A 13,559-nucleotide genomic window follows, 5' to 3' on the forward strand; every position below is an offset into this window, starting at 1 on the left:
AAAGCTATGTTAGAAACCTATATCCAAAGCTAATTAAAACTTAGAAAATAACTATTAAAAAATTGATAATGAGTAAATTATGTCTGCTAAAGCGAATGTTTTTGGCACTGGTTTTTGTGTGCCCAATTCTGGCTTTTTCTCAGAATAAATCTTCTATAAATCCCGATTCGTATCTTTTGCCAAGTGCAAGACCAGACCGGATCATTTTGAATCTTTCTGAAAATCCACTGGAGTCAATACATGTGAACTGGCGGACGGATACCACGCATGTAGTATCTCATCTGGAAGTTGCCAAAGCTACGTCCGGACCGGAATTCCGTGATAATACCGAACAGATCAAGGCAGTCACCGAAACACTGGTTTCCCAACAGGATGAGGAGCCTACCATTCATGCTAACTATCATCAGGTAAAATTGACTGGATTAGAGCCGGGAACCAGTTATGTGTACCGGGTGGGTGGAGGAGAATTCTGGAGTGAATGGTTCCAGTTCACCATTCCTGAGGATGACCAGGAAGTGAATTTTCTGTATTTCGGAGATGTACAGAATGAGGTGGTAGCGATGTTCAGCAGGGTTTTCCGCGAAGCGGTCATCAACCTGCCCAAAATGGATTTTACCGTGTATGCAGGCGATCTGGTCAACCATGAAAGCGCAGACTTCGAATGGGGCGGGTGGTTTGAGGCAGGACAATGGATTCACGCCACCATCCCATCGATGATGACTCCCGGCAATCATGAATTTTCCAAAAATCCAGCAACACTAACTCCTCACTGGAATGCCCAGTTCAACTTACCTATAAATGGTCCGGAGGGGCTGGAGGAAACTACCTATGAGGTGAATTTTCCGGAGCTTAAGATTATTTCTCTGGACGGAGAGCAGATCGATGAATCACCACGTTACAGAAAAGCGCAGATGGATTGGTTGAGAACAATCCTGACTGAAAATCCCCGAAAGTGGACGGTGATCACGTTTCATTATCCGGTTTATGCCACTGCACCAGACCGCTATCACGATAAAATGATCGATTATATCCGGCCGATTTTGCAGGAGTTCAAGGTGGATCTGGCTATACAGGGGCATGACCATGCCTATGCACGGGGTAGGGCTTTTGAAGAAAACGGGAAGTTGGATTTCGGAAAAGGGACTGTCTATGTGGTATCCGTGGCTGGGCCGAAAATGTATGAGGTCAAAGCAGATGCCTGGATGGAGCGAAAAGCCTATGGCACACAGACCTATCAGTGGATAAAGGTAACCAAAGATGTGCTCAGCTTTAAAACGTACACTGCCCTCGGCGAACTTTATGATTCCTTTGAGATTCACAAAGATTCCCAAGGTGGAAATACAGTGGTAAACAATATTCCCGACACCCCAGAAAGACTTCAGAGGAAATGACAAAGCGAATAGAAAGCTTTTATTCTTATGAAATCGAGCATGACGAAGAACGTCGCACACTGGGGTGATTATAAGCCATGCGAGATTCTCCCGAATCGAGTTCGGGACAGGCTATATGGCCATTGAAAATCAAATTATAAACACGTGAAATTAATACTTACAGTAGTTTTCTTATTCCTCATACAGTTAGATGCATTTTCTCAGGTAGAACAAATCCGGGACAAACTGCTCTATACGGATGAACTTCTGGTTGTCGCACACCGTGCCGCACATCACAGTCACCCTGAAAATAGTCTCCAAGCCATACAGGAAGCAATAGATATGGGAGTGGATATTGTTGAAATAGACGTGCGGGTGACCACAGACGGAATCGTGTATCTAATGCATGACCAGTCCATAGACCGTACCACCATAGGATCCGGGGACATAGAAAAGTTGGAGAGCACTGACCTCCAAAGCATCACCTTATTGTTTGAAGGAAAAGATTCCGGCATAGCTATACCTACGCTACAGGAAGCCCTGGCACTGACCAAAGGTAAAATCATGGTGGATCTGGATCTGAAAACCGATAGGGTAGAGGAAGTGATTGCGGTGGTAAATAAGATGGATGTGCTGGATGAAGTCATCTTTTTTGATTCGGATTGGCAAGTCCTCAGGGAAATCAAAGCCAAACTCCCAGATGCTTTCCTGATGCCCAGGCTATACAAAACCGCACAAATAAGAAAGGCTAATAAAAAACTGACCCCTGTGATTGTACACATTGACCCTGGTTTCAATACTCCCAAAACTATGCTGGAGGCGAAAAAGTACGGCCTTCGGATCTGGATCAATTCTTTGGGATCTGTGGATGATGAACTTCGGGTAAATCCAGATTCACCACTTTCACATAAGTTGGTGGAAAATGGAGCTTCCTTGGTTCAGACAGACCTTCCGAAACTTTGGGTTAGGATTAAAGAGAATAGGAATGCGATAGGCCTGAAAAAAGGTAAATAGCCAAGGCATCTTTGTTACTTCACCCATTCTTAATACTGGCTTAAATACTTTGGATAGGATAATCTGTAATTTCGATTTTAAGCCAAGGCCATGAAATCTATACTTTTTGGTAGTTCCCATCGCATAGAAGTCATTGACGAAAAGTCTTTTTCCAAAACCTATGAAAGGTATTGGCATGGTGCCGTGGATTTGGTGGTAAAGCTGGTAAAGGACAGGGAGGAAGCAGAGAACATCACCCAGGATGTCTTTATTCAGCTTTGGGAAAAACGGGGAAGTCTTGACAAGATCGAAGATGTCCAGAATTTCCTGTTTATATGCCTGAGGAATAAAGCCTTTGACAGACTTAAAGAACTTAAGAAAACCGAGCAGGGAACAGAGGAACTTTGGCAGAAAATCCAGGATCAGCCCTATGAAAAGGATAGCATGGAGCAGCAGGGGATGAATTTCGAAAAGCTGGAAAAAGCCATATCCGAATTATCTGAACATAAGCAGCGAATCGTAAGTCTGAAGTACGATAAAAACCAGTCTTACGATGAAATTGGAGAAACATTAAATATTTCTGCCAATACCGTCAAAAACCATCTTGTACAGATCAAAAAACGACTGCGGTCAGAACTGGTCAACGGACTGATACTGATGTTCTACTTTTTATTTTGAGAAGTAGGCTTTTGTAATTTTCCGAGTTTTTTGCAAGCCCCGCGATTACCCAGGGATTTTCTCCGGGATTGCAAGAGCTGGCATGTCTTAGCAAACATTTACTTCCTTCCCACTACTATTACCAAGAGCTCTTGATGGTTGGCTGATCAAACAGCTCTTTAATCGCAAAGCATTCTAAAAGCAAACAGGCTGCACCCAACTGAATGGGGCAGCCTGTTCTTTGTCAAATAGACTCGAATATTACCCTGAAACCATAAATCCGGGCAATGGGATTACCATGGTTTTCCGGTGCCTTGAAGCAACCAGAACTTGGACCATGCACTGTTTTTATCATCAGCTTGGGAAAATTGGGTAGTTTCCAAGCGGCTTACTGCTTCACTGGCATTTTTCTCGTTGATGGTCAATTCATCCTGCATATAATAAAAGCGGACGGGAAGCACGCTACGGATAGCTGCAGGTCCTGCTACAAGCTCAGGATATCCCGTTCTTCTGTAATCAAACCAGGATTCTGTGGATGCAGTCCATGAAGCAATCCATTTTTGGGTCATAATCTGCTCCAGACTATTGTCAAAAGCGGCTTCCCCATTAATGTATTCATCAAAATCATTTTCCAAGTCCCAAGCCTCAAAGGATGCTTTAACCCCGGCTTCATAATGATCTTTTGCAGATCCTGCATTCACCAGACCTGATAAACTGGCTTCAGCTAAGATGAAGTGAACTTCGGCCGCACTCAGCAGTCTTGCCTTTAGCAATGCTCCTGAAGGCGCAGTGTATCGTTCACTGATAAAGGATACGTGCGGGTTGTAGGATTGCTGGCCTGGAGTAGGATTGAGGTTGTACTCACTTGGTATATTGGAAACTGCAGGAGGAATACCAACATACTCAGGGTCGGTATCAACTGTTTTTCCGACTGCTATATCTGCTGATATGTATCGTTTACCGTCTATGATTTCATCTGTTCCGGCCGGTAAGGACTCATCGAGTACAATCGGAACCTGAACTTTTTCAGCCCATACTGAGATTCTGTTGTCATTCAGGGACTGCAGTACCTCTACGAGTGTAGCACACATTTTTATCCTGCGGTAGTTGCTGCCGTTAGAGCCGTCAAATTCTGTATTGGAAGGCCAGGAGTTGGCTGAAGTGCCACCAGGGAAAGAAATGGCCGCATCATCTGATGCATCTGTAATGATTGGGTAGCGAGACGCATCATTGAGTATTTCCAGCATTCCCTGACTGGCCATATCAGGCATTTTCTCTGAAACCCTCAGGTAAAGTCTCAACCGGAGAGAATTGGCGAATTGTCTCCACTTCAGCACATTGCCGCGGAATAGTATATCCTGTGGAGTAGCCTCAAATGTGCCTAATGCTGCCAATATATCATTTGCCTCTTTTAATTCCTCTATCACGCCTTCATAGATCTCTTGCTGCGAGTCAAATGCAGGCAAGAGGTATTGTTCGCCTCCCTGATCACCACTCACCGCGTCCATATAAGGAGCATCTCCCCATAGGTCGGCAATCCTGGCAAAATGGTATGCATTCATCACCTTTGCTACACCCACATAGAAGGGTAGTTCCAGAGCTTCAGCCCGCTGCTCCATCATTTTGACATCTTCCAGAATGCTGTAATTGCCCGTCCAGCTCTGATTACTCCATTCAAAGTTGTTGTGGCCGGTAAACCAGGCGTCTTTTTGCGTATGCTGCATCACTCCTGCAATGTCCCCAAATCCCAGATTAACATCTGAGGTAGCGGTGTTGGAAAGAACGGTAGTCAGCAATAGGTTGGGGTGTACAGCCGTGGATTCCACCCCGTTTGGATTGATATTGGTTTCGGTCAAGTCCTTGCATGCTGTCATTGATCCTGAGAGGATCAAGCCCATGGCAAAAGCACTGATATGTTTTATGTAGTTTTTCATTTTAGGAATTATCTGATGTCCAAAATAGTCTCGTCGATTAGAAAGATGCATTGATTTTAAATCCTACCGGAATGACCCAAGGATTGACATTGTACCGCTCTATCCCTTGTTTGAAGGTTCCGTTTGCTTCTGGCTGGAATGCATTTTCGGGATCGATTCCTACTTTTGCTTTGGTCCATAGAATAAGGTTGCTGGTGTACAAGCCTACATTGATGGACTTCATTTTTAGTCTATTGACAAACTCCACTGGCAGCTGGTAATTAATGGCGGCTTCCCTTAGCTTGATATAGGAAGCATCGAATGTTGCAGGTTTGAAAAAACTCCAAGGATAATTATCTGCATATGGAATGTATTTGGTGCCTTCTCCGCCCAGATTCTCTGTGTAGCCTATAATATTTCCTTCCTCATTGTACTGGGCGATTACCCCCGGGTTAAATACACCATCGTTCACAGTGACATTGTAATCAAACGGAAATCCTCCACTTTCTGCGGTAGGACCACCCACCACATTGAGGCCATCGGTGATAAACTTATCCTGGTTGGCTACCAGATAGTCCCGAAGGGCATCTCCCGAAAGTCCGTTTGGATTGATTATCTGATCCAGCCAACGTTGGGTTTTAAGGTCGGATTCAGAATATCGGAACGTTTGGGATACGAAATCCCCGCCTAATCTCATATCAAAATTCAAGCTTAGCGAAAAGCGTTTGTAGCTCATGTTTACCTGCATTCCTGCAAGGAAATCCGGGTTGAAATTTCCTATTTTGTTTTTCGCAGATGCCTGATTGACTGCTTGCCAGCTGCCGTCTTCATCCAGGATAGGGTAGCCGAAGTAAGGGGATTCCCTGTCTTCCACGGTTACCAATCCCCGGTCATAAATGTCACCGATCTCATCTCCCACATAGGTCCAAGCCCCGCCCCGTGAGTCTGACCATAGGTAGAATACATCCACTTCGTCTGTCAGCTCTACGATTCGGCTCCTATATTTGGAGTAGTTAAAGTTCAGATCCAGTGTAAAGTCGGCTGTTTTCAAAGGGGTTAATCCTAACATTACTTCCCAGCCTTTGCTGTTTACCAAACCGGCATTGACGAATTTGGAGGTGAAGCCGGAAGAGGATGGCAAGGTGACAGGAAGGATCTGGTTTTTATTGTCTGTGTTAAAATAGGTCAGGTCAAAGCGTAGGCGGTTTTGAAAAGCGATCAATTCCAATCCAAGTTCATAGGAAGTGGAAATTTCCGGTTTCAGGTCAGGTGTCTTGAGGTTGTCAGGTACGGTCAGCCTGGTTTGGCTATCCCATTCTCCGTTATTTGCAAGTACCTGATACAGATTGTAGGGATCGGTATCATTACCTACCTGCGCCCATCCGGATCTAAGCTTCAGCAGGTCTATGGAGCTGCCCATATCCAGCATTTCATTTAGGATCAAACTGAGTGAGGCAGAAGGATAGAAGTAGGATCTATTGGCCTCCGGCAAAGTAGAAGACCAGTCATTTCTGGCAGTCACATCCAGGTAAATCAAATCCCTGAAACCGAAGTTTGCCAATCCGTAAATACTATTCACGGCTTTTTCTGAAATAGATGAATTGTAAATCAGGTTGTCTGCAGATGTATTGCTGAGGGTGTATACCCCAGGTACAATCAATCCCGAACCTTCCGCCTTAGTGGAATTCTGCACAGCATTGTTGCGGTTGAACCTGAGGTTTCCACCGGCTGATAGGGTCAAGTGAAAATTGTCGTAATCCTGGGTATAGGTGGCAAGGATGTCTGCATTTCTTTCCATTCTGTCCAGGTTGATCAGGCCATATCCTCCATTGGGATCAGCAGTATAGCTGATCGGGATTTTAGATTCTCTCCGCTCTGAATACATATCCAACATATAGCTGGCTTTTACCTTAAAATTCTCTGTGAATTGGTATTCCAGACCTAGGTTACCAAACACCCTGTTTCTTTTAAAGCTGTTGTTTACTTCGTAGGCAAGAAAATAGGGGTTGTCATAATCACCAATTGCCTGGGAGCGCTGTTGGATTCCTTCCTGTCCGGGCACCCAGTAAGATTGAAGCTCGTTGATATCAATATGCGGCGAAACTTTATAGGCTGCTTCTAGCGGGTTCGCCCCTCTATTTCCGGCAGGGCGGTTATCCGACCCTGTCTGGTTGATATTTATGCTTGAACTCAGGGTCAGCTTAGGGTCAATCCTTAAAGTAGTATTGACAGATAGGTTGTCTCTGCCAAAATCTGAATTAGGGACTATTCCCCAATTGCTGAGGTTGGTATAACCGATCCTATAGTTTATGAATTCATTGTTATTTGCCACGGATACTCCGTTAGTTGTGGTGACACCTGTGCGTACAAAATCAGACACATTATTGGGGTGAGAGACTAGGGGAGTGGGGATGCGATTACCATTGGCATCCAAAGGGCTGTTCCACTGGATGGCCTCATATCCTTTGTCCAGTTCGGGGCCTGCACCTGCTGAAGATCCTTCTTCGATGACCAGTTGGCCTCCTGGATAGGGATTGTTATCCGGTGTGTAAGGCCGCACGCCGGTAGCAAATCTGCTGTGGAAGGGCAGGTATTTATAGGGGATTTCAAGTAGCGTGTTGGAGGAAACGCTCACGGTGACATTGTTGACTTTTCTTCCTGACTTTGTGGTGATCAATACCACTCCATTGCCGGCTCTGGAGCCATAAAGCGCAGCTGCACTTGGACCTTTTAGGATAGACATACTTTCTATGTCTTCCGGATTCAAATCCGAAATGGCATTGCCATAATCCACTTTATTGTCTGCGCCGATTTCTGACACGTTGTTCAGGGTATTGATTATAGGGACACCATCTACTACAAATAAAGGCTGATTATCCCCGCTCAAAGAGGATATACCCCGGATAATCATACTAACGGAGGAGCCTGCCCCACCGGTAGAATTGACACTCACACCTGGTACTCTGCCTGCGATTGACCGTAAGGCATTGTCTTGACTTCCATTTTGAAAGGCGTTTTCACCTACCTCTGCGACCGAATAGCCCAAGGAGCGCTCGTCTCTTTCAATGCCCAAAGCAGTGACTACTACGCCTTCCATGTCGGCAAAGGAGGAAAGTAAGACTACTTTGATATACGACTGGTTATGGACTACAATTTCCTGAGGTTCGAACCCTATGTAGCTAAATACCAGTATGGCTTGACCGTTAGGAACATCAATGCTAAAAGTACCGTCTATTCCTGTGACTACCCCGGAGGTACTTCCCTTTATCAAAACTGTGGCGCCTACCAACGGCTGGTTGTCTTCATCCAGTACCAGTCCTGTAACGGGTATCGCCGCCTGCTTTTTAATGGATTTTCTGATCAGTATATTCTCTCCGGTTATTTTGAATTCAAAAGGAGTGAAGGTTTCTGCAGTTTTCAAGTGATGCCGGACAGTGGCTTTAGGGCTTACCTTGATGTTTTGTCCCAAAAGTTCATGAACCCCATCTGCATAGATGAATTTGAATTCACTCTGGGATTCAATTTCAGTGATAAATTCCCTGAGACTCAGATTGGTCTGATGCATTTCTATTATTTTTTCACTGCGGTGCATACCGGCTTCAGCCCATTGGGGCAATAGCAGTAGCAGTAATAACCATAGGCTACTTGGCGGGATGAGATTTTTTTTAGTAAATGTAATTTCCATACTTTGTGTGTGTTTAAGTGGTGTACTACTTGATCATACTGCCACGCCGGAGGTCTTCGTCAAATTCTCTCCGGTGTGGTTTCCTTTTGGTTCACTGTGATTGTTGTATTTTGATAGATTCTGAGATTTCTGATTCTCTGTTAGTCAGGTATCCTATGGATTGGATTACTTCTTCCAGCCTTTTGTTTTTGAACTGACCGGTGATCTTGATTTCATAGAGGCTGGGGTCGGTTACCTCTAGATCTGTGTCATACCATCTTTCCAGAGAATTGATTACCTGGGAGAAATCCGTATGGTTGAAGTACAAAATCTTTTCTCTCCAGAATACAGGATCCTCAGAATCTTTTATCGAATAACTTTGGGAGGTTTTATCTACAGTAAGCAGCTGTCCTTGAGTAAGCTTTTCTTCTATAGCCTTCCCTGCTTGCAGAAAGGAAACTTTGACAATCCCTTCGGTGACAGCTATCGCTATTGTATTGTCCTGTGGGTAAGAGTTGACATTGAAGGCTGTTCCTACCACCAGAATGTTTATACCTTGGGTCTGGATTTCAAAGGGATGTACCTTGTCTTTAGCGACTTGGAAATAGGCTTCACCTTCTAATCTGACTTCTCGCTTGACTTGATCCTCAAAAGGGAGTTGCTCCAATTTGGAGGCTACATTCAGGCTTACCTCAGACCCATCAGGCAACGCAAGATTGAGTTGCTCTCCCTGTGGAGTTGCATACGATATCACTTCCTGTTGGCTGGAGTTCTGAAGGAAATTAAAGGCAACCACGGCTATACAGATCAAAAGAATCACAGTTGCCGCAATCTTGGGATAGTTGGCTACAAAGGATTTGTCTGCTTTGGGGTTGTGTATGCTAGCAGGCTCTGGATAAGCGTCGGCAATTGATTTTTCAAAATTTGATTTAAGTACCTCTGAATATACCTGACTAATAGCTTTATGGTCCAATCCAACTAGGAACTGATCAAACTCAGTTTTGCTTATACTCCCCTCCAAATATTTATCTACCAGTATTTTGATCTCCTTTTTTGATCGATCCATGATTTGTTGCCTTAAATTTTACAGGATGGGTATCATCCCGCCTAGGTTTTATACACAAATGACTGGAGAATGGTAAAAGGGACTAGTCCCATTGCATTATCAAAAAGTTAAAGATTTGTGAAGCGGATTTTAGGGCGAGGAATCTGAAAGGTTTATTTTGGGACTACTATATGAAGGGAAAACCGGCTATCTCTTTTCATAAAAGGGTAATATTTGATTCATGTTAAGAATAAGTATTCATTCTAATATTGCACAAATCTTAAAAACTACTTAGTAACTAATACTTATGAAGGAGGAGCAGCAGCAAGACACTTCGGGAAGAAGGTCATTTTTAAAAAACTCATTAATGGTCAGTATAGGCTTCATGGGGCTTAAATCTTTTAGCGGCGCATCCGCCTTTGCAGGAAATGCCCCTTTGTTATATGATCAGTACGGGCCTCTCCTAACTGATTCCAAAGGGATTTTTAATCTTCCAAAAGGCTTTTCCTATAAAATCATATCCAGATCAGGAGAACTTATGGATGACGGTTTTTTATCTCCCGGACGTAATGATGCCATGGCTGCATTCCGTGCTAAAGACGGAAAGGTATGGGTAATCAGAAATCATGAAATTTCTTCTGATGATCCTGAAAACGGTCCATTTGGAATAGATAATTCAAAACTTCAGGATCTGCCCGAATCTGCTATTTACGACAGGGGCTTTGGTAAAAATCCAAGCTTAGGTGGTACCACAACTTTTTTATTCAATGAGGATACACAGGAAATAGAATACCAGTACCTCTCATTAGCAGGGACTATAAGAAACTGTGCGGGTGGACCCACACCTTGGAATTCATGGCTTACCTGTGAAGAGACATTTGACAGTAAACTGGAAGGTGTAAATGAACATAACCATGGGTATGTATTTGAGGTGCCTGTTTCTGATACAGCTGTTTTGGCTGAACCTGTTCCGCTTAAGGGGATGGGGAGGTTTAACCATGAAGCGGTTGCAGTGGATCCGGACAGTGGCTTCGTCTACCTCACCGAGGACCGTGGAGATGGACTTATTTACCGGTTTATCCCAAAAGAGCAGGGAAACTTTCGTGCAGGCGGAAAGCTTCAGGCCCTGAGCATTAAAGGCAAAAAAGGATTTGATACACGTAACTGGGAAGCCCAGACAATGACTATAGGGGATAAGCTTGAAGTTGATTGGATTGACCTGGAAAATATTGATCCTGAGGAAGATGACCTGAGGTTAAGAGGCTTTGATCAGGGTGCAGCACGTTTTGCCAGGGGAGAAGGCATGTGGTATGGGAATGATGAAGTGTATTTCGCATGTACCAATGGAGGAAAGGCTAAGCAGGGGCAGGTGTTTAGATACATTGCCTCTGATGAGGAGAAGAAAGGGAATGAAAAAACAGGGGGATATCTGGAATTATTTGCTGAACCCAATGACAAAAATATTTTAAGAGCTTGTGATAACCTGACGGTGGCCCCCTGGGGAGATGTTATCCTATGCGAAGATAACAGCAGACCTAGATTGATCGGAATTACCCCAAAAGGTGAAATCTATCATCTCGGGCTAAATGTAGGATACGAATCTGAATTGACCGGAGCTTGTTTTTCCCCCAGCGGTAAAACCCTTTTTGTAAATATTCAACATGCAGGACTGACATTGGCAATTACAGGCCCTTGGAAAGGATAGTTGTGCACTTCATTTCATTTTAGCCGGAATCTTATGATTTCTATTTATTCCTCCTTTCGATGATATTCCCATGCGTAGTAAAATACCCCTTTTCCTGCTTTTAATTATTTTTTCATACGATGTTCAAGCGCAGCAAAAACTCCCACTTTCCTTCAATTCTAAAGGAGATTTTAAAATTGTTCAGTTTACCGATACGCATGTGGATATCCCAGGAAAGCATAACCTGGAGGTTTTTGATATTATACGAAGTGTAATTGAACTGGAGAGACCCGATCTGATCGTATTGACAGGGGACGTGGTAACCCAAGATGATCCTAAAGAGGCATTTCAATTGTTTGAAGATCTGTTTGCCGGGCTTGACCTTCCCTGGGTAGTAGCTTTTGGTAATCATGAATCCCAGCATAATGCGGGCAGAAGGGAAGTAGCCGCGTTTCTTGCTGAATTTCCTAATTGCCTGAATGACGACCAGGAGGAAGCCTACGGTAATTCAAATTTTGTATTGCCGGTGACCGGAGAACAATCCAAAGAGGAAGCACTTATCTACATTATGGATTCCAACAACAGGAGTACCCTGAAGCCACAAGTCGATGGATATGGTTGGTTTGATTTCTCTCAGGTACAGTGGTATAGAGAAATGAGTAAGAGGTTTACTCAAAATAACGGAGGCATCGCTTTGCCGGCGCTGGCATTTTTTCATATTCCGCTGCCTGAATACTCACAAGCCTGGAATAATAAAATACACCCACCCGTCGGAGTTAAAAATGAACAGGAATGCAGCCCGGAAATAAATACAGGAATGTTTGCTGCCATGCTGGAAGCAGGAGATGTCATGGGTACTTTCGTTGGACATGATCATATCAACGATTACATAGGAGTACACCACGGGCTGGCATTGGGCTATGGGCGGGTTACCAAGATCATGAAGAATCCGGATGAGGATCCTTTGGCAGGAGGAAGGGTGATTGTTATGAAGAAGGGAAAGCGCGAGTTTGAAACCTGGATTCGGGATATGAATGGGGTGAAAGAGCTTGAATGCAACTGGCCTGGCGAATTTGGAGACTAGTTGATAATAAGTATATTAGCTAGATTCGAATTCTTTCCTTGGTTTTTGGCTTTCTAAAGCAAGGATTATCCTAAGTAAACACCATATTTCCTGAAACAATTAAAAACTAAGCCCAGGGGCAGAGGCAGAGGGAATAATTATTTCCAATGTTAAGTTTTTGGCTAAGGCGAAAACTTAATATTAACACACGGTTTGATATCCATACATTTGCTTAATATTTATTTAACATTAAAGTAATTTAAGTCAAGTATTTGAAATGGAAGAAAACAAGAAATCTGACGCTTATGATCAGGGAAAGACTAAAGAATCTGATGCAGTAGCTTCTCCCGCACATATTAGTTCTGGAACTCCTGCTACAAAATTAAAGAGTGATATGGATGGCGCAGTTGGGAAAGGTCTGACTGGGGATAAATCAGTTAAGGATGGTGAAAATCCAAAGGATCTCAAAGGATCAAAGAAACTGCGTGACAAAATCAAGAAAAAAGAGAAAAAGGAAAAAGATAGAAAAAAGGAGAAGGATAAGAAAGCCAAGAAAAAAGCAGATAAAAAGAAAAAGGAGAAAGCCAAAAAAGAAAAAGCCCAAAAGAAACTGAAAGAAAAGAAGGCTAAGAAAAAATCTGCTCAGAAAAAGAAGAAAGCAAAGAAGAAGTAATTCTGAGAGGAATAATTCTATGGAAAATCGAAACACAACGTTTCGATTTTTTTTTATCTAACACTTCCAACAGAAGAACAATATTTGTTGGCTTATGCTATTGCTATGTCAGAGGAATTTAATTTCGGGAGTAAACGACCACGCTCAAGCTGGAATCGTGGTTTCTTTTGGCCTTAGGCTTGTTCACTGCCCTTTGGGGGTTAGAGTTATCCAGATTCATCAATATAATTTAAAAAACAACCCAACTTTTAGGACTGATCCGTTATCACACCCCACATTGCGCCCCTATTAAAAATAAAAACCATAACTAATAATATTTCAGATAGTTGTGGTTTTTAGTGCAGAGGAAAAGGGATGTGAGCCTTGATTTTATTCGTCTAATTATCAGTTACTTACAATTATAAATTTTTAAGAACTACACGATTTACGCAAGGTTTGTTACATGCTGATTTACAGTATATTATAATAAATTCTCTTTACTTACGCCTGTATTATTT

At 43.2% G+C, this 13,559-nt stretch carries 9 protein-coding genes; 6 read left to right on the forward strand and 3 right to left on the reverse strand.

Translation table 11 applies throughout. From position 1 onward, the window contains the following. Positions 1 to 68: 68 nt before the first annotated feature. From ID165_RS01770 to ID165_RS01780, 3 genes are all read left to right on the forward strand, one after another. Positions 69 to 1,391, forward strand: a complete 1,323-nt coding sequence (locus ID165_RS01770; protein WP_192348693.1) for a metallophosphoesterase family protein — start codon at positions 69 to 71, stop codon at positions 1,389 to 1,391. Between the two features lie 144 nt (positions 1,392 to 1,535). Then, the gene (locus ID165_RS01775; RefSeq protein ID WP_192348694.1) at positions 1,536 to 2,384 is read left to right on the forward strand and encodes a glycerophosphodiester phosphodiesterase family protein; all 849 of its coding nucleotides are present in this window, start codon (positions 1,536 to 1,538) and stop codon (positions 2,382 to 2,384) included. A gap of 90 nt (positions 2,385 to 2,474) precedes the next feature. Next, complete coding sequence (locus ID165_RS01780; RefSeq protein ID WP_192348695.1) at positions 2,475 to 3,041, forward strand: RNA polymerase sigma factor; 567 nt, start codon at positions 2,475 to 2,477, stop codon at positions 3,039 to 3,041. Positions 3,042 to 3,313: 272 nt separating this feature from the next. Here ID165_RS01780 and ID165_RS01785 read toward each other — a convergent pair whose 3' ends face one another. The 3 genes from ID165_RS01785 to ID165_RS01795 form a co-directional block, all read right to left on the reverse strand. After that, positions 3,314 to 4,954 (reverse strand): SusD/RagB family nutrient-binding outer membrane lipoprotein, encoded by a 1,641-nt coding sequence (locus tag ID165_RS01785; protein WP_192348696.1) that lies wholly within the window; start codon positions 4,952 to 4,954, stop codon positions 3,314 to 3,316. Between the two features lie 37 nt (positions 4,955 to 4,991). Continuing rightward, entirely contained in the window at positions 4,992 to 8,618 is a 3,627-nt protein-coding gene (locus ID165_RS01790) for a SusC/RagA family TonB-linked outer membrane protein (protein WP_192348697.1), read from the reverse strand. Positions 8,619 to 8,709: 91 nt separating this feature from the next. Continuing rightward, complete coding sequence (locus ID165_RS01795; RefSeq protein WP_192348698.1) at positions 8,710 to 9,663, reverse strand: FecR family protein; 954 nt, start codon at positions 9,661 to 9,663, stop codon at positions 8,710 to 8,712. A 286-nt stretch (positions 9,664 to 9,949) separates the two neighbouring features. Here ID165_RS01795 and ID165_RS01800 point away from each other — a divergent pair, with 286 nt between their 5' ends. The 3 genes from ID165_RS01800 (at position 9,950) to ID165_RS01810 (ending at position 13,062) form a co-directional block, all read left to right on the forward strand. Continuing rightward, positions 9,950 to 11,347, forward strand: coding sequence for an alkaline phosphatase PhoX (locus ID165_RS01800; RefSeq protein ID WP_192348699.1), 1,398 nt, complete (start codon positions 9,950 to 9,952; stop codon positions 11,345 to 11,347). Positions 11,348 to 11,417: 70 nt separating this feature from the next. Further along, on the forward strand, positions 11,418 to 12,410 hold the full coding sequence (locus tag ID165_RS01805; RefSeq protein WP_192348700.1) for a metallophosphoesterase family protein: 993 nt from the start codon (positions 11,418 to 11,420) through the stop codon (positions 12,408 to 12,410). A 256-nt stretch (positions 12,411 to 12,666) separates the two neighbouring features. After that, positions 12,667 to 13,062 (forward strand): hypothetical protein, encoded by a 396-nt coding sequence (locus tag ID165_RS01810; RefSeq protein ID WP_192348701.1) that lies wholly within the window; start codon positions 12,667 to 12,669, stop codon positions 13,060 to 13,062. Positions 13,063 to 13,559: the final 497 nt, after the last annotated feature.

It is taken from the genome of Algoriphagus sp. Y33 (assembly GCF_014838715.1).
GTDB lineage: Bacteria > Bacteroidota > Bacteroidia > Cytophagales > Cyclobacteriaceae > Algoriphagus.